Source organism: Gardnerella sp. KA00718, assembly GCF_049244285.1.
Lineage (GTDB): Bacteria > Actinomycetota > Actinomycetes > Actinomycetales > Bifidobacteriaceae > Bifidobacterium > Bifidobacterium vaginale.
Genome location: NZ_CP058370.1, coordinates 808348 through 826776 on the forward strand (window position 1 = coordinate 808348; position 18429 = coordinate 826776).

The 18429-nt window shown below is 41.4% G+C and carries 15 protein-coding genes; 12 read left to right on the plus strand and 3 right to left on the minus strand.

The window, feature by feature from the left end; translation table 11 throughout:
* The first annotated feature begins 39 nt into the window (after positions 1-39).
* The 4 genes from HXT55_RS03245 to HXT55_RS03260 all read left to right on the plus strand — a co-directional run bounded on the left by HXT55_RS03245 (position 40) and on the right by HXT55_RS03260 (position 5438).
* Complete coding sequence (locus tag HXT55_RS03245) at positions 40-1032, plus strand: amino acid ABC transporter permease (protein WP_004113501.1); 993 nt, start codon at positions 40-42, stop codon at positions 1030-1032.
* Positions 1033-1098: 66 nt separating this feature from the next.
* On the plus strand, positions 1099-1920 hold the full coding sequence (locus tag HXT55_RS03250) for an amino acid ABC transporter ATP-binding protein (RefSeq protein WP_014554542.1): 822 nt from the start codon (positions 1099-1101) through the stop codon (positions 1918-1920).
* Between the two features lie 108 nt (positions 1921-2028).
* Positions 2029-3936 carry a glutamine--fructose-6-phosphate transaminase (isomerizing) gene (gene glmS / locus HXT55_RS03255; protein WP_004114934.1) on the plus strand — a complete coding sequence of 636 codons (1908 nt, stop codon included), beginning with the start codon at positions 2029-2031 and terminating at the stop codon, positions 3934-3936.
* An 11-nt stretch (positions 3937-3947) separates the two neighbouring features.
* Positions 3948-5438: an ABC transporter substrate-binding protein gene (locus HXT55_RS03260; RefSeq protein WP_048730195.1), complete on the plus strand. Its 1491-nt coding sequence runs from the start codon at positions 3948-3950 to the stop codon at positions 5436-5438.
* Positions 5439-5477: 39 nt separating this feature from the next.
* On the opposite strand, the gene HXT55_RS03265 is transcribed toward HXT55_RS03260, so the two are convergent.
* Positions 5478-6248 (minus strand): type III pantothenate kinase, encoded by a 771-nt coding sequence (locus tag HXT55_RS03265; RefSeq protein ID WP_004114938.1) that lies wholly within the window; start codon positions 6246-6248, stop codon positions 5478-5480.
* A 203-nt stretch (positions 6249-6451) separates the two neighbouring features.
* Between HXT55_RS03265 and HXT55_RS03270 the strand changes: the two genes are divergently transcribed.
* A complete protein-coding gene (locus HXT55_RS03270) occupies positions 6452-8215 on the plus strand; it encodes a glycoside hydrolase family 13 protein (RefSeq protein WP_064622899.1) in 1764 nt (587 codons plus the stop codon).
* A 94-nt stretch (positions 8216-8309) separates the two neighbouring features.
* Here the strand turns inward: HXT55_RS03270 and pdxT are convergent, their stop codons facing one another.
* Both pdxT and pdxS read right to left on the minus strand, forming a co-directional pair.
* On the minus strand, positions 8310-8903 hold the full coding sequence (gene pdxT, locus HXT55_RS03275) for a pyridoxal 5'-phosphate synthase glutaminase subunit PdxT (RefSeq protein WP_004138182.1): 594 nt from the start codon (positions 8901-8903) through the stop codon (positions 8310-8312).
* Between the two features lie 15 nt (positions 8904-8918).
* Positions 8919-9854, minus strand: a complete 936-nt coding sequence (gene pdxS, locus HXT55_RS03280; RefSeq protein WP_004113518.1) for a pyridoxal 5'-phosphate synthase lyase subunit PdxS — start codon at positions 9852-9854, stop codon at positions 8919-8921.
* A gap of 418 nt (positions 9855-10272) precedes the next feature.
* On the opposite strand from pdxS, the gene HXT55_RS03285 reads away from it, so the two are divergent.
* From HXT55_RS03285 to alr, 7 genes are all read left to right on the plus strand, one after another.
* Positions 10273-11955, plus strand: coding sequence for an ABC transporter substrate-binding protein (locus tag HXT55_RS03285; RefSeq protein WP_004138049.1), 1683 nt, complete (start codon positions 10273-10275; stop codon positions 11953-11955).
* A gap of 162 nt (positions 11956-12117) precedes the next feature.
* On the plus strand, positions 12118-13086 hold the full coding sequence (locus HXT55_RS03290) for an ABC transporter permease (protein WP_004113522.1): 969 nt from the start codon (positions 12118-12120) through the stop codon (positions 13084-13086).
* A gap of 8 nt (positions 13087-13094) precedes the next feature.
* On the plus strand, positions 13095-13940 hold the full coding sequence (locus HXT55_RS03295) for an ABC transporter permease (protein ID WP_004113523.1): 846 nt from the start codon (positions 13095-13097) through the stop codon (positions 13938-13940).
* Positions 13930-15618, plus strand: a complete 1689-nt coding sequence (locus HXT55_RS03300; RefSeq protein WP_004113525.1) for an ABC transporter ATP-binding protein — start codon at positions 13930-13932, stop codon at positions 15616-15618. Before HXT55_RS03295 ends, HXT55_RS03300 begins: the two co-directional genes overlap by 11 nt.
* Before the next feature lie 182 nt (positions 15619-15800).
* Positions 15801-16301, plus strand: coding sequence for an S-ribosylhomocysteine lyase (locus tag HXT55_RS03305; protein WP_004113527.1), 501 nt, complete (start codon positions 15801-15803; stop codon positions 16299-16301).
* A gap of 60 nt (positions 16302-16361) precedes the next feature.
* Positions 16362-16907 (plus strand): histone acetyltransferase, encoded by a 546-nt coding sequence (locus tag HXT55_RS03310; RefSeq protein WP_004113529.1) that lies wholly within the window; start codon positions 16362-16364, stop codon positions 16905-16907.
* A 126-nt stretch (positions 16908-17033) separates the two neighbouring features.
* On the plus strand, positions 17034-18389 hold the full coding sequence (gene alr / locus HXT55_RS03315) for an alanine racemase (RefSeq protein WP_004117725.1): 1356 nt from the start codon (positions 17034-17036) through the stop codon (positions 18387-18389).
* Positions 18390-18429 lie beyond the last annotated feature (40 nt).

The window sequence follows — 18429 nt, forward strand, 5'->3', positions numbered from 1 at the left end:
TTCACATATGTGACAATTTAAAATGTTAATGGAGAAAATATGTTTAACAATGCGAGTAAGAAGCTTTCGCAAAATTCTGATGGTGATCGAATTCTACCAGTCAAAAAACCTGGACCAATCATAGCTGGCATAATCGTAGCTATAATTGCGTGCTCGCTGCTTTATTCTATAGTTACAAATCCGCGATTTGAGTGGAATGTTGTAGGCATATATCTAATAAGCGACAATGTTCTTACAGGCATTGCTTGGACTCTAATACTCACATTCTTGTCTATGATTATTGCAATCGTTCTTGCTATAGGATTAGCAATGATGCGTAAGTCTGTAAACCCTGTTCTTCGAGCCGTAAGCTGGTTCTTTATTTGGTTCTTTAGGGGTACTCCAGTTTATACGCAGCTAGTATTTTGGGGAATGTTTGCTGTACTTGTTCCTAAGTTGAGTATGGGCATTCCATTTACATCCGTTGAGTTTTTCTCCATTGATTCCAACGTTGTTATGACCTCTTTAAACGCTGCAGTTATTGGATTGTCCCTTAATGAGGCTGCGTATTTGTCGGAGATTGTTCGTGCTGGTTTAGAAGCTGTGGATGCTGGTCAGGTTGAGGCAGCTCAAGCTCTTGGCATGGGCAGGTCTTTGACTATGCGCAGGGTTGTTTTGCCTCAGGCTATGCGTATTATCGTTCCACCTTTGGGCAATGAGACTATCGGTATGCTTAAAACTACGTCTCTGGTTTTAGCTGTGCCTTTTACCTTAGAACTTCAGTTTGCAACAAATGCTGTAGCAAATCGTATTTATAAGCCGATTCCGTTGCTTATAGTTGCTAGCATTTGGTATTTAATTATTACGTCTATTTTGATGGTTTTTCAAGTTATGTTAGAAAAGCATTTTGGTAAAGGATTCGAAGCAAAAGACATTGTAAACAATGCTCAAATTAACTCTAATGCTGCAAAACGTGGAGATAATGCGATTAAAGCGAATAGTGACGCTGTAAAGGGTCGCAATAATGCAACAATGTTAGGTTTTAACGCATAAACATATAACGCATAAACCGCGTCAAAATTACAAATTTTATATAATCGTAATTAGATTTGAGGAAAAATGACTGATATTTTAACGGTTGATACACAAAGCCAAAATGTTACTAAAAGTGATACTCCAGCAGTAGTCATAAAGGATTTACACAAGTCCTTCGGTAATCTTCAAGTCCTTAAGGGAGTTGACATGACTGTTAATCCAGGAAGTGTAACAGTCATACTCGGTCCTTCTGGAAGTGGAAAATCAACCCTATTGCGATTGATAAATCAACTAGAAAAAATTACGTCTGGTAAAATCACAATTTATGGCGAGCGCATTGGCGTAAAAACCGTTATACATAAAGGTAAAGAAGCATTGCAAGCGTTAAACGACAAAGAAATTGCAGCGCAACGCGCAAAGCTTGGAATGGTGTTCCAACGTTTTAATTTGTTCCCACATATGACGGCTATTGAAAACGTTATGGAAGCGCCAGTTCATGTTTTACACATGGACAAAACCGCTGCACGCGATTTAGCAATTAAAGAACTTGAACGTGTTGGAATGGCAGACCGCGTAGACCATTATCCTTCTCAGCTTTCGGGTGGTCAGCAGCAGCGAGTTGCCATTGCGCGTGCGCTTGCGATGAAACCAGAAATAATGCTTTTTGACGAGCCTACGTCTGCATTAGACCCAGAACTAGTTGGTGAAGTGCTTAACGTTATGCGTGATTTAGCTAATGATGGAATGACAATGATTGTTGTAACTCACGAGATTGGCTTTGCACGAGAAGTTGCAGATCAAGTTGTGTTCATGGATGGCGGGAAAGTTGTTGAATGTGGTACTTCAGGAATCATAGATTGCCCACAAACAGAAAGATTTAAAGATTTTCTACATCACGTTTTATAAGTGTTTTGCAAGTATTTTGCAAGTGTTTTTCGCGTATTTTAATAAGATTTTTGCATATTTTCGACATGTGTAGAAACACGCACGCTTTATAACGTACAATAGAAAATTATGTGTGGCATTGTAGGATATGCAGGTTTTGGCACAGTTTGCTCAAAGCCTCTAGAAGTTTGCTTAAATGGGTTAGAACGCTTAGAGTATCGCGGATATGATTCATCTGGAGTAGCTCTTGCTGCTCCAGGAATGGATTCTATATGCGTACGTAAAAAAGCTGGTCGCTTAGCTGTTTTAAGAAAAGATATAGAAGCTGATCCAATGCCAGAAGCGAGTGTGGCAATAGGTCACACTCGATGGGCTACGAATGGCGCTCCTTGTGATTTAAATGCGCATCCGCATGTTAGTGCCGACGGAAAAATCGCACTTATTCACAACGGTATTATTGAAAATGCTATTAGTCTTAAAGAACAAATGCAAAAAGAAGGCATAGAGTTTTCGTCTCAAACAGATACGGAAGTTGCAGCAAAAGCGCTTGGAAAAATCGCGAATCAAATAATTGAAGAAACTGGTAAGCCAGATCTTTTTGAAGCAATAAGACGAGTTGCAAAAATTCTTAAAGGAGCTTTTACTCTACTTGCAGTAGACGTTAGACAGCCTAATATTGTTGCTGCTGTTCGTCACGATTCGCCGCTTGTAGTAGGTGTTTCAAATAACGAGTATTTTCTAGGCTCCGATGTTGCTGCTTTTGTTCAATACACAGATAAAGTGCTTGAAGTTGGTCAAGATCAAGCTGTTTTAATCGGAGATATAGAAGGAAACAAAAAAGCACAGCTTCGTCTTACTGATTTTGACGGCAACGAGATTGAAAACCCTAGTTGTTTTACAGTAGACTGGGATGCTTCTGCAGTAGAAAAAGGCGGATGGGATTCCTTTATGGATAAGGAAATCCACGAAGATCCGCATGCCGTAGCTGATACTTTACGAGGACGATTCGACGCAAAAGGGAATATTATTCTTGACGAAGTTAGGATTAGTCAAGATATTTTGCGATCAATCGACAAGATAATAGTTGTAGCTTGTGGAACAGCAAGCTACGCTGGATTAGTTGCAAAATATGCGATTGAACATTGGGTGCGCGTGCCAGTAGAAGTGGAGTTGGCTCACGAATTTAGGTACAGAGACCCAATTTTAACGCATAGAACGCTTGTTGTTGCAATATCTCAATCTGGCGAAACAATGGACACGTTAATGGCGTTAAGGCACGCGCGCGAGCAGGGCAGCCGCGTGCTTGCAATATGCAACACTCAAGGCTCGAGTATTCCGCGAGAATCGGATGCTGTACTTTACACTCATGCTGGCCCAGAAATCGCAGTTGCTTCTACAAAAGCATTTGTTGCGCAAATCGTAGCAGCATACATGCTTGGGCTTTATTTGGCTCAAGTCAAGGGAACAATGTACAGAGATGAAATACAGCAAATCGTGTCCCAGCTTAAAGAAATGCCAGATAAAATACAAAACGTTTTAGATACGCAAGCTGATTCGATTATGCAAGCCGCAAAGAAAACAATAGATGCAAAATCGTTCTTGTTCCTTGGCAGGCATGTTGGCTACCCAGTTGCTTTAGAAGGCGCATTAAAGCTAAAAGAGATTGCGTACACGTTTACAGAAGGTTTTGCGGCAGGAGAGCTTAAACATGGCCCGATAGCTCTAGTAGACAAAGGCGAGCCAGTTGTTGTTATAGTGCCATCTTCTAGAGGCAGAGACGTTTTACACGCTAAAGTAATCTCGGGAATTGAAGAAGTTAAGGCTCGCGGAGCGTTTACGATTGCGGTTGCAGAAGATGGTGATCCAGACGCTGAGCGTTACGCAGATATTGTGTTCTGGCGCCCTAAATGCCCAACGTTGCTAAGCCCACTTGTAGATGTCGTAGCATTACAACTTTTTGCTATGAATATGGCAAAGCTTAAGGGCTACGATGTTGACAAGCCTAGGAATCTTGCAAAATCTGTAACTGTAGAATAGCAGTGAATATTATGTGTGCAAGAAGCCCGCAGAAAAGTCGCAAGCAGAATTTTGGTTGTTTTGTTATGCGTAATATAAATCGTCATATAAACCGCGTTTTTGTTCGTAATATAAAGCGCGTAATTTCTGCGATTACATGCGTTTTTATTGTTGCTTTTTGTGCGTCATGCGGATCTGTTGATTCTAGAACAAAAATAACAGTATGGTCTTGGGAACCAAGCATGAAGCGGATTGCGGCAGATTTTGAGAAACAAAATCCAGATATTCGAGTTAGCGTTAAAGATACAAGCGGATACAACAATCTTAACAGTGCTATTCAAGACGGTTACGGTATGCCAGATGTTGCTCAGCTTGAATACCACGCTTTGCCACAATACGCGGTTAGCGGACAACTTTTGGATATTACAAATCGCGTTCAAGGAACTCAAACATTCTATACGCCAGGCACATGGTCTTCTGTTCAATTAGGAGGACGAGTTTATGGATTGCCAATGGATTCAGGTCCTTTAGCATGGTTTTATAATCAAGACGTATTCAACCAAGCAGGTGTGGATGTTACGCAAATTCACACCTGGAAGGATTATCTACATGCTGCAAGAAAATTAAAAAATATTGGCGTTTATATTGCTGCAGATTCTGGAGATGCAAGTTTTTACAACGCTATGATTTGGCTTGCAGGAGGAAGACCTTTTATAACTTCTCACGATGGTAAAACCGTTACAGTTCGCTTAAGTAAAGACAAAGGAACAAAAGACTTTACTAAATTTTGGCAGTCCATGATTGACGAAGATTTGGTTGATACAAGACTTGCAACTTGGACTCCAGCTTGGAAAAGTGCAGTCGGTTCTGGCAGTGTTGCATCTGTTTTTGCTGGAGCATGGATGACATCGCTTTTAATGCATGATATTCCAGGCGGAGCAGGGTTGTGGCGTGTAGCGAGAGTTCCGACTATGAATGGAAACAATGACAATGCGCAAATGGGAGGATCTGCTCTAAGCGTCCTTCAGTCTAGTCGCAAGCCTGAAGCCGCGATGCGTTTTGTGAATTTTGTATGCCATGATCAGACTGGTATTAAAGAAAGAGTTTTATCTGGAGCATTCCCAGCAGACGTTGTGACTCTTAGAGACAAAGCGTTCCTAAACAAAACAATGGTTCGTGATTCTCGCGGAATCGATGTGCCATATTTCGGAGGACAACAATTCAACCGTATTTTTGCAGATGCAGCAAATCATGTAGATACAGGCTACAAATATTTGCCGTTTGAAGTATATTCTCGTAGCGATTTTCGTTTCACAGTCGGTTTGGCCTATGATTGGAACAGAAAATCAAGAGCACGTTTAACAGTGCAGTCGATGATTGATGCAGGCATTAAACAAGACGATGGTAAGGATTTTCAACTTCCAGACGACCCTGGTCCTAAAATTAGTCTTAAAGATGGTATTAATCTTTGGAAAAAAGACTTGAAAGAATACGGGTATAATCAGGGTTTTGTTGTGCGCTAGACTTATGCACTTTAGGTCTGTAATCCAAAGGAAAAGTCGCTAGCAGCCGATCGTTCGTCTATAAATCTCGTACATTCCTTTAAAAATCAAATTTGGATCGTAATAATCAATAGTTTCAACGTCTTTTTCAAAAAGTCGTCCCAAGCCGCCTGTAGCAACAACCTTAAAAGGCTCATTTATTTCTATTTTGAATTGCTCAATCGTGCGCTCAATTCCACCCAAGAAGCTGTAATACAATCCAGCTTGCATAGCAGGACGAGTTGATTTTGCAAGAACGGATTTAGGGCGCGAAATCTCAACTTCTGGAAGCTGAGCAGTATTATCCCATAGAGCTGCAGCCGCCGCACTAATTCCCGTGCAAATAAGTCCGCAAGTAATTGCTCCGCTTTTATCAACGTAGTTATAAGTGGTAGCTGTGCCAAAATCTATAACTAATACGGGGCCACCGTATTCGTAAAACGCGCCAACACAATCCGCTAAGCAGTCTGCTCCCAAAGAGCGTGGCTCGTCAATGCGAATATTTACGCCAGTTTTTACTCCAGGGCCTACAATCATAGGGTCGATTTGCAAAAACTTAACAATGCTTGCGCGGAACGAGTGCATAACTTTTGGGACAACCGAAGCAACAATAACATCTTCAACATCGTTTACGCTAAAACCGCTAAGATTTAAGAATTGCGTAATCATAATGCCGTATTCGTCGGAAGTGTGATTTGCTTTTGTAGTCATTCTATACGTGCCAACAATCTTGCCGTTCTCCAAGAATCCAAGCACAATATTCGTGTTGCCAATGTCTACTGCTAAAAGCATATTCGCCTCCGTTGTGTTTGTTGTGTGTTGCCAAACTTAAGTATGCGCATCTTTAGAGCAATACTACATTAATGCTAAGTCCGTTGCGTTCAATTTGATTGTTTGTGCTTGCTGCTTTAGAAAATCGCATAAAAGTGTAGCGGTGTAGAAGAGTAGGTGATAAAGTCGAAAACAATGGCAGCGAGGCTAGAAAGGAAATGTAAATGATAAATCGTCAAGCAATATTGCACCGACCACTTTCACAATATGCGTATTCTACGGCAGAATATTGTTTAACAATTCGCTTGCGTGCAGCAAAGAATAATCTTTGTTCATGCGTTTTGCATTACGGAAATCGCGTTGATTTGACTCCGTTAGATAAATTCCGCACGTTGAAAATGGAAAAGATTGCAAGCGACGATTACTTTGACTACTATGAAGCAAACATAAACAGCGATTTAGATAGAGTTTGTTATTACTTTGAGATGCAAGATGCGGATGAGCGCTTGTATTTGTACGCCGATACTATTGCGACTGATTTTCCAGAAGATCGTACAGAAGTCTACCAGTTCCCATTTATTCGCCGCGAGGAGATTAGCGACGTTCCTAATTGGCTTAAAGAGGCTGTTGTTTATAACATTTTCCCAGATAGTTTTGCAGATTCTAAACGTGGCATAAGTTGCGAGGCAAAAGATTATTTTGATGAAAAAACTGGCCAAACTTTACACACTCGTTTGGGTGGAACAATTAGAGGAATAATCGAAAATCTTGATTATATTGAGGATTTGGGCTTTAATTGCTTGTATTTAAATCCTATTTTTAAAGCTGCAGAATACCATCGTTACGATCTTCTTGACTATTACCATGTTTGCCCTAATTTAGGAACGGACGACGATTTTAGGGAGCTTGTTAGCGAGGTTCATAATCGCGGCATGCACATAATTATTGACGGCGTTTTTAATCATTCTAGTTGGTATTTCTTCGCGTTTGACGATGTTGTTAAAAATGGCGAAAATTCGAGATACAAGGATTGGTTCTATGGATTAAAGTTCCCTGTTAAGCGCCCCGAAGATGGTAAGCGCCCAAGCTACACGTGTTTTGCGTATGAGCGTAAAATGCCAAAGCTCAATACTTCTAATCCCGAAGTTCGCGACTATTTTATGGACGTTTGCCGCTATTGGCTTGAAGATTTTGATGTTGACGGTTGGCGTTTGGATGTTGCGAATGAAGTTGATAAAGACTTTTGGCGTGCCTTCCGCGCTGTTGCTAAAAAGACTAAAAAAGATAGTGTGCTAATTGCGGAAATTTGGGAGAATTCTGAGCGTTGGCTGCAAGGAGACATGTTTGACTCCACTATGAACTACGAATTCCGCAAAGTTTGCCGCGATTTCTTTGCTTTTGGCAAGATTAATGCACGCGAGTTTAATAGTCGATTTGTAGATATGCTTTTAAGATACCCATTCCCGATTGTTCAAGGTCAATTGAATTTGCTTGATAGCCATGACGTTAGTCGCTTTAGAAGCTTGTGTACTCAAAGCTCTTCGGAAGCTTGCGACTTTTCTACGGCAGATAAGCGATTCCGCTTGGCTGAGCTTTGTTTGCTTACATCTGTTGGAGCCCCAAGCGTGTTCTATGGTGATGAGCTTGGTGTAATTGGTTTTGAAGAGTGTGATTATCGAGCGCCTATGCCTTGGGAAAATCCTGTAAAAGATAATCGTGATTTGTTCCGCGAACTTATAAAATTGCGTAAAAATAACGATTGCTTTATTCATGGCAATTTTAGAGTTCTTGACTATGATGAGCGAGGAAAGTTTGTGTTTGCGCGAGAAACTGACTCTAAGCGTGTTGTAGTGGCTTTAAATGCGTTTAATGAATCTAACGATTCGTTTAGTGCTTTGCCTGATTGTAAGCCGATTATTAGCTACAATTATGATGCTCAAAATCAATCTCTTGGAGCTTTTGGATACGCGATTTTTGAAGTAAAATAGCGATTTATTAGCGATTTTACTGGCGATTTAATCAATAAAAGTGGCACTTAATCAAGTTATTTAAGTGCCACTTTAATTTACAAACGCAAGATATCTATAAGTTTAAGAAAAGCTGGTGTATTCTAGTGTCTTCATCAAGCTCTGGGTGGAAAGCTGTTCCGATTTGATTTCCTTGGCGCGCGGCAACAACGTTGCCATCTACAGTTGCAAGAGTTTCGGCATTCGACCCGACTTGCACAATATAAGGCGCGCGAATAAATGTCATCGGCACTTTGCCAAGATTTCCAAACTCAGATTCGTAGTGGAAGCTTCCAAGCTGGCGGCCGTAAGCGTTGCGCTTAACTGTAACGTCTAGCGTGCCAAATCCGCTAACTTCGTTACCTTCCACGTTTTTTGCAAGCAAAATCAAGCCTGCACAAGTGCCAAGAACTGGCATTCCGCTTGCAATCCTCTCGCGCAAAGGCTCGAGCATATTTTGCTCTTTGAGAAGCTTCGATTGCACAGTGCTTTCGCCGCCCGGAAGTACTAAGCGGTCAAAAGACTGCTCCAAGTCGCGCGCTTGACGAAGCTCGATAACGTGTGCGCCTAATTTTTCAAGCATTAAGCGATGTTCAAGAAAAGCACCTTGAACAGCTAAGACAGCTACAGTATGCGAGCAATTATTTGTATTGATAGGTGAGTTTGCCAAAATAATTCGCCTCAATTACTCGCCGCGATTTGCCATTAAAAGCTTGATTTCTTGCTCGTTAATACCAACCATTGCTTCGCCCAAATTCTCGGAAAGCTTAGCAATCATCTTAGCGTCCTTGTAGTTAGTCACGGCCTTAACTATTGCAGCAGCGCGCTTTGCTGGGTCGCCAGACTTAAAGATGCCAGAGCCGACAAACACGCCTTCTGCACCAAGCTGCATCATTAAAGCAGCGTCTGCAGGGGTTGCAACACCGCCAGCTGCAAAGTTTACAACAGGAAGTTTGCCGTTTTGTGCAACGTACTTTACAAGATCGAAAGGCACGCGCAAAGTCTTAGCTTCCTCAAAAAGCTCATCTTCGCGCATGCTTGTAAGCTTGCGTATTGCGGAATTCATCATGCGCATGTGGCGCACAGCTTGAATAACATCTCCAGTTCCAGGCTCGCCCTTTGTGCGAATCATGGAAGCACCCTCGTTAATCCTGCGCAAAGCTTCTCCCAAATCTTTTGCACCGCAAACAAATGGAACTGCAAAATCGCGCTTGTTAATGTGGTAAACGTCGTCTGCTGGGCTAAGCACTTCGCTTTCGTCAATGTAATCAATCTCAATAGCCTCAAGCACCTGCGCTTCAACAAAGTGACCAATACGGCATTTTGCCATAACAGGAATAGACACAGCTTCTTGAATGCCGTGAATCATAGCTGGGTCGCTCATTCTAGAAACTCCGCCAGCCGCGCGAATATCGGCAGGAATACGCTCCAACGCCATTACAGCGCAAGCTCCAGAATCTTCAGCAATTCGCGCCTGCTCCGGAGTAGTAACATCCATAATCACGCCGCCCTTAAGCATTTGTGCAAGCTGGCGATTTAGAGCAGTGCGGTCTTGGCTGCCGTTATTTTGCGGATCCGAGGATTCGTTTACTGTTACCGTAGTATTCAAGTTCTCTGCCATTATTCCTCGCTTTTTACTAAACCTATTAAACGCATTTTTATGTTGTACATTGTTATACTACACATTTTCATGCATCTATTAAACGTATGTATTTTGTTAATATGCAAGCTAGCGTGATTCTAATCTTTTTAGGATTTTGCGCACGTTTGCAAGTTTACGTCTGTTGGCATTTAACCACATTCGTAGGATATATGGTAATAAAATAGGCTTAAAATATATGAAAAATCATGCAAATATGCAATGTGTTGTTTAGACTCACCGCATCTTCGTTTGACTTGTGAATCGGATACGATTGTGTTTGCCGTTGACTTTATGGTTGCGAAAGTTGCAGCTAGATAAAGCGACGAGCTGTAAAACAGAATAAATATAAATTAAATATAAATAATGTATCTAATTACAATCCAGAAAGGTTTGTTGAATGGATAACAAAGAACCCAAAGATGGCGCGTACAATAACGACGCGACCGATAAATTCTATGGGCAAGAAAACGCAGAACAATCGCAATTTAGTTCTAGTACAGATGCTTCGCTTAATGCTGCGTCTAAAAGGGGATATAAAACTAATAAGCGTGGTTTAGGAAAATTCTGGCTTGTTTCTGTAGCAATCGTAGTAATTGCAGTGGTTAGCGCTATTATTGCAACGTTTACAGGTCCGCAAAAAAATCCTGCAAGTCAAACATCCTCTACACAAGTGTCAAATAAAACTGTGTCAATTGGATTAAAACTTGCTCCTACAAATCTCGATATTCGCAATCAATCTGGCTCTTCCTTGGAACAGTTATTGATTGGAAACGTGTATGAAGGTCTTGTAGCTAGAAATACTAAAAATCAGGTTGTTCCATCCCTTGCAAAGAGTTGGGAAATAAGCAAAGATGGCTTAAAGTACACGTTCCACATGCGTAAGGGAGTCGTGTTTTCTAACAAGCACAGGCTTACTGCTAAAGATGCTGAGTGGTCTTTTAACGAGCTTGTTGCAAAGAAATATCGCGGATCAAACATGGTTGGAAAAGTTGAATCCGCTAAAGCTAAAGATGATTACACGTTTGAAATCAAGCTTAAAGAGCCAAACGCAAAACTTTTGTGGGCATTGTGCTCTAGAGCTGGCTTAGTCTTCGATAAGCTTGCGAATTATGATGCTAAAACTCAAGCTGTTGGATCTGGCCCGTATTTGGTAGAAAAGTTTGTGCCGAATGACCGTGTTGTGTTAAAGGCAAATCCATGCTACAAGGGTATTAATAAGCCTAGAACATCAAAAGTTGTTGTTCGCTATTTTGTGGATGATGTTGCTGCTGTAGATGCGCTTTCTTCTGGAGCTGTTCAAGCTTTGGCTCCTATTTCAGGTCAGCTTGCTAAGACTTTTAAAGCAGATACAAAGCGCTATGTTGTTAAAGCTGGAAACAGTACCGATAAATTTGTGCTTGCTATGAACATGAATGGTGAACGAACTAAAGATAAGCGCGTGCGCCAAGCGATTCGATATGCGATTGACCATAAGCAAATTATTGCTTCACGCGGAGGCACGGATGCTTTGTTGGGTGGTCCAATTCCTTCTCTTGACCCGGGATATGAGGATTTGACTAATATTTACACTCATGATGTTAAGCGCGCTAAGTCATTGATGAAGGAAGCTGGTTTTAGTGAATCAAATCCTTTGCATCTTTCACTTACGTACCCGAATATTTATGGAACGCAACTTGGTGATCAGTTGAGATCTCAGCTAAAGAAGATTGGCATTGATCTGAAGGTAAACATTGTAGAATTTACTACTTGGCTTCACGACGTTTATAACAATAAAAACTACGATTTGTCTATGGTAGATCACAATGAAAGCCATGATTTTGGCCAGTGGGCAGATCCTAAATATTACTACGGTTACAACAATAAGCAGGTTCAGGATTTGTATGCTAAGGCAATGCTTTGCGCGAATACTAAGGAGTCTAATAAGCTTCTTGCCAAGGCTGCGAGAATTGTTAGCAAGGATGCTCCTGCAGATTGGTTGCTTAATTATAAGGTTGTTACAGCTAAGGTAAAGAATCTTGAAGGCATGCCTTTTGATATTAATCAAGTTCTTTTGCCGCTATACAACTTGCGACTTAGCTGATTTGCTCTAAATTCTCCCGAGAATGTTGCTGATTTACGGCGTGTTGGACTACAAAGTGCGGAGATAGTTGACGGGTTTTGTAGCTCAAGATGGTGCATAGAGCTACAAAAAGCGGAGTTAATGCGGAAATTCTCGGAACACTAGATTAAGTAAGGGGTTTGTATGAAGCGCATGATTCTTCGACGCATCACGTTGTTTTTTGTAGCGCTGCTATTTATTTCTGCAATCGTATTTCTTGCTCTTAGAGTTTTACCTGGAGACGTTGCTCAAGTTATGGCTGGCTTAAACGCGCCAGATGGAAAAGTTGAGCAATTAAGACGCGATTTAGGATTAAACAAGCCCCTTTTTGTTCAATATTTAGAGTGGATTTTTGGCGTTTTTAGAGGCGACTTTGGTGTTTCAATGCTCACTGGTCGCTCCGTTGCATCCACTATTGCTATGCGTGCTAGTATAACTTTTCCACTTATTTTCCTTGGACTTTTAATTGCGCTCGCAATTGGTATTCCTCTTGGATGTTTGCAAGTTTTGCATTCTGGCAAGGCTTCGCAAGTAGTCGCAAGGTTTTGTGCTATTACAGCAGGAGCTGTTCCAGCTCTTTGGGGTGGAATGATTTTAATCATGATTTTTGGCAAGGGTATTGGTTTGGTGGAGCTTTTCCCTACTCAAGGTTTTCCAACAGATGGTTGGCGTGATTTTGGTAGTGCGTTTTTGTCTTTGATTCTTCCAGCGCTAACAGTTGGCATTATTGTTGGATCTGGTTTTATGCGTTACACTGCAGCATCATTAGAACAGATTTCTAATAGCGATATTGCTTTGCAGACTATGGCTTGTGGAATGACTAAAAAGCAAATGATTTGGAGAGTCGGCTTGCGATTAGCGTTGCCGCAGCTTGTGTCTGTAATCGGCTTGACTTTTGCGCACATGATTATGGGCGTAATGGTTATTGAAAATCTGTTTTCGCTTCCTGGAATGGGTATGGGTCTTGTGCGCGATGTTGGTTTGCGAGATCTTATATCTGTTCAAGGCAATCTTTTTATGCTTTCTGCATTGTTCTTGCTTGTTGGGTTTGCGATTGACGTGTTGCATCGTTTGTTGGATTCAAGACTTAGCCAAGATTCAAGTGGGGAGTGATTCAAGCAATGATTAAGTTTTTAAGCCGCATTTGGTGCGGAATTATTGGAAAATTTGTTTGTATTGTTTTGTGCTTGTGGATTTTTGTAGCTGCGCTTTCTTTTGTGTGGACGCCTTATTCTCTTCTAGAAACAAACGGATACCAGGTATGGCAAAAGCCTTCGCTAAAGCATTGGCTTGGCACAGATGGCACGGGTGCAGATATGCTTAGTTGGCTTATGGCTGGTTCTAGAGTAGAGATTTTGCTTGTTATTTCAACAATTGTGATTGCAAGCGTTGTTGGGTTTGTGATTTTAAGCTTTACGATTTGCCGTGTTCAAAAAATTCGTTCCGTAAGCATTATGGCAGTAGATGCTTTAATTTCTATTCCAACGGTTTTGATTGCGCTTATGCTTGCTGTGCCTCTTGGAGCGTCCGTTCTTGTAATCATGCTTGCATGCGGATTCGGCTACGGCTTAAATCTCGCGCGTATTTTACGTCCAAGTGCTGTTCTTGTTCTTAAGTCTAACTATGTTGATTGCGCGATTTCTAATGGCGCTAGCAGAAGTTACGTTCTACTAAAGCATGTTCTTCCTAATATTTTGCCAATTGCTTCCGTTCAGCTTTCGCTTTCTGCAGGAACTGTTATTTTAGCGGAAAGCGGATTGACTTATCTAGGTGTTGGTGTTCCTTCGGGAGTGCCGAGCTGGGGTCGTGTTCTTTCTACTTCGGTTACTTTGATTCACGTTTATCCGCTTGCGGCTCTCTGGCCTGGTCTTGTTGTTACTTTAACAGTTTTGGCTCTTAATCTTTTTGGCGATGTTTTAAGAAGTGTTACAAATCCAGCAAATAGGGAGTCTAAGAATGAGTCTTGATATAAAAGGATTATCTCTTAGCATTGGATCTTCGCGCATTTTAAGTGATGTTTCACTTAACGTTAAAGATGGTGAGCGCGTTGGGTTAGTTGGATCTTCTGGCTCTGGTAAATCAATGCTTTTAAGAGCTGCGATTGGCCTAGTTCCGTCTAATTGCAAAATCACTGGCTCTTGCCATGTTGGCAATGCCCAAACTGTTGGCGCTAACGATTCTGCGCTTGCAAACATTCGTGGCAAGTATGTTGGCGTTGTTTTTCAGCAGGCGGATCGTGCTCTTAACCCCGTTATGAGTGTTAGCGAGCAAATCGCATTACCTCTTAGGCTTCATTACAATTTAGACGAAGACGATATTCAAAATCGCGTTAAAGTTATGCTTGAAAAAGTTGGTTTAGGCGCGAATATTTTGAATAAGCGCACTTTTGAGCTTTCGGGCGGGCAAATGCAACGAGTTGGAATTGCTACAGCGCTTATAACTTGCCCTAAGTTGATTCTTGCAGACGAGCCGACTACTGCTCTTGATTCTGTTACGCAAAAAGATGTTGTAAATATGCTCACTTCTTTAGTTGATAATATGGGCGCTTCAATGCTTTTTGTTACTCACGATTTTTCGGTACTTTCTCGCGCTGCTACTCGTTGCTATGTTTTGGATTCTGGGCGATTAGTCGATAGTGCGCGTGTTGGTGAATTGCTAGAAAATCCTAAGGTGCGCTCTACTAAACAGCTTGTTCTTGCGGCGCGCGCTTTAAGTCTTAGTAAAAATGATTTAAGTTTAGATAATAATGATCTAAGCCTTGACTGTAAAAGCGATTTAAATAAGAATGATTCTTCTAAAGATGATTGCATTTTTAAAGCTAAAAACGTTCACGTTGTTTTAGGAAGTTCAAAGACGCGCGTTGAAGCATTAAAAGGAGTTGATTTTAATCTTAGAGTTGGCGAATCTTTAGCGCTAATTGGCGGATCTGGAAGTGGTAAAACAACTTTGATTCGTTCTTTGCTTGGATTGCAAGAAATAAGCGAAGGAAGAATAGAGTATTGCGGCAAAGTTGTTGAAACTGCTAAAAATGCTAAAAAATCAAGTTTAAAAGATTCTGCTTACGTAAATATGAGAAGACAATGTTCGCTTGTATTTCAGCATCCTTTTGCAGCTTTAGACCCGCGTTGGACAGTTAGAAAAAGTGTTTCTGAGCCGCTTGAAATATGGCGTAAAAACATGAGTTCTGATTCAAATACTGTTGATTCAAATACTGTTGATTCACATGTTATTGATTCACATGTTATTGATTCTAAAGTAGATGATGTTTTGAATTTAGTTGGATTAAATCCTAATGTTTTTAGCAAAAGATACCCTTGCGAGCTTTCTGGCGGACAAGCTCAATGCGTTGCGATTGCGCGCGCGCTAATCAATAATCCTAGAGTTTTGGTTGCAGATGAGCCAATGAGCGCAATCGATGTTGCTGAGCGCACAAGAATTTTAGATGCTTTTAATGTGATTCGTGCAAATCGCCCTAATATGGCGTGCATATTCGTTAGCCACGATCTTGGTATGATTCAGCATTTGGCGTCTAGTGTTGTTGTTCTAAAAGATGGCGTTGTTGTTGAATCTGGGAATGTAAGTCAAATTTTAACTAATCCAAAACATAGCTACACGCGTGAACTTATTGATGCTGCTACTTTGTAAGTCTGTATCTGTAAGTCTTGCAAGTTTGTAAGTAATAAGCTTTGTAAGTCAATAAAAAATATTTTTTAAATTCGCGTTTATGTGTGTTTGGCAAGAATAGCGTCTAATATTATTTAGTAATCGTTATTTATGCATATTTACGCATACATTTTGCGCATGTATTACAAGTTAGGAAAGATAAAATGAGCGAAAATCAAAACAATCAGCCGACTCCTCGTCCAGAAAGCTTTGAGCTTGATCACACTAAAGTTAAAGCTCCATATGTTCGCTATATTGACACGCAAAAAGGCCCGAATGGAGACGTTATTTCTAATTACGATATTCGCTTAACTCAGCCTAACCAAGAGGCTATTCCTACGGGCGCTTTGCATACGATTGAGCATACGATTGCTGTTCTTTTGCGTCAGCGCATTGAAGGTTACATTGATTGCTCTCCATTTGGTTGCCGTACAGGATTCCACCTTTTAACTTGGGGCACTCATAGCACGGAAGATGTTGCGCGCGCGTTGAAGGAATCGCTTGAATTTATTGCGTACAAAGCTACTTGGGAAGATGTTCCAGCTACAACTATTGAGTCTTGCGGAAACTACCGCGATCATAGTTTGTTTGGAGCGCGTCAATGGTGCAAAGATATTTTAGACAAGGGCATTAGCTCCGATCCTTTTGAGCGTAAGATTGTGTGACTTGTTGCGTTCGTTTGTGTAATACTGTAGAATCGCCATATTCTAAGCATAGGGGGGTGTATGTGTGAAATAAGATTGAGGAAAGCATCTCTTAGCGATCTAAAAGATATTGAAAATATTTATGAGAGAGCAAGAGTATTTATGGCAAATAATGGCAATCCTCATCAATGGGGAGATCGTTTTCCTCTAACATCTAGTGTTATAGAAGATATTCGTTTGAACCGTTTTAATCTTCTTGTAGACACGGACCCAGATTTTGGCAATGAGCGCATTTTGGCGCAATTTGCACTGTGCGAGGGCCTTGATGAAGTCTACGCAAAGATTGACGGAGCGTGGCTAGATGACGTTTTGCCATACGTTACAATCCATCGACTTGCATCTTCGGGAGTCAAGCCAAAAATGGCAAGAGAGTGTTTAAAATGGGCTAAGCTCAACTACTCTAATGTTAGAATCGACACTCATCCCGACAACTTGATTATGCAAAAAGTTATTTTGCGAGAAGGCTTTAGCAAGTGTGGTCTTGTTGTGATTCCAGATCGCGCGCATAGTGCAACTAGAATCGCGTATCAATGGTTGCGCTCGCATAATCATGTAATACGGTATTAGCGGTATTTGCTGTATTTGCAGTATTAAAATGTAAGTCAAAATTAGTTGCAGATATAGTAGACAAAAAATAAATATAAAAGTAAAAATTAAACATAAAGCTAAAAACTAAAAGTAAAGGCGTGAGATATGTGTAAAAATTCGAGTATACAAGCGATTTTGCAAGAAAACTACGCTCGCGCCTTAAGTACATACCCGGGTCAGGTAATCGTTGATTTAAAAGCGCTCAGGGATAATATGCGAACGCTGATTGAGCGTGTTTCTAAAGATTTGCAGCCTGGGCAAAAGTCGCCAGCAGTTATGGGAGTTGTTAAAGCAGACGCTTATGGTCACGGGCTTATTCCTAGTGCGCTTGCAGCTCTAGCAGGAGGAGCAACTTGGCTTGGCACAGCTCAGCCTTACGAGGCTTTGCGACTTCGCGCGTGTGGAATTGATTCAAGCAGATGCCGTATTCTTACGTGGCTCACCAGCGCTCCAACGTCTCTTTTTGCTGATTTAATAAACGCGGATATTGATATTTCTGTTGGCTCGCTTGATTCAATTGATGCTGTTGCGCTCGCTGCTAAATCGGTTTGCACTACCGCGCGCGTACACGTTAAGGTAGATACAGGATTTGGCAGAAACGGTTTTACGCCTGCAGGCTTTAGTGATGCTTTAGAAAAACTTAGTGAATATTCTAGCCAGGGATTAATCGAAGTTATTGGGCAATGGAGTCACTTGGCTGTTGCTGATTGCCCAGACGTTCCAGAGTTTGTGGCATCTACAGATAGGCAAATTGAGCAATTCCACGATTTTACTCGCAGAATGCGCGAAGCTGGGTTGGAGCCTAAAATCCGACATTTAGCTAATACGGCTGCAACTCTTAACAGACCAGAGATACGATTTGAGCTTGTTCGCCCAGGAATTGGATTGTACGGATACGAGCCAGACCCTGTTATGGGAGCGCCTCAAACTTACGACTTGCGTCCAGCTATGACTTTACAAGCGCAATTAGGAACAGTTAAATCTGTAGAAGCAGGTCACGGCATTTCGTACGGCCGCACGTATTTAACGCCAGACAATACAAGCACGGCAATCGTTCCACTCGGCTATGCGGATGGCATTTTGCGCGCCGCTAGCGGATACGATATGCAAGGATCTCGGCATGTTAATAAGCCTGGAGGACCAGTGCGCGTAGAAACTAATAACGGTGCTAGGATTTTGCATGTTTCGGGGCGCGTTTGCATGGATCAATTTATTGTTGACTTAAAAGGCAGTGCTAAAGAGCTTGGGATTAAAGAAGGAGATACAGTCAGGCTTTTTGGGCCAGGAAGAGGCTTAGAATATGCGGAGCCGACGGCAGACGATTGGGCGTCTGCTGCAGGAACAATAAGCTACGAGATTATGACTGGGATTGGCCCTAGAGTTCCTCGATTGTATAAGAATGCTTACGAAGTTTTGCCTAAAAAAGACATAAAAATGTTGGATGAAAAAAGCTTAATCTAAGTATTTTTCGATTTGCGGCTTGCGATTAGTTGAAGAGGTT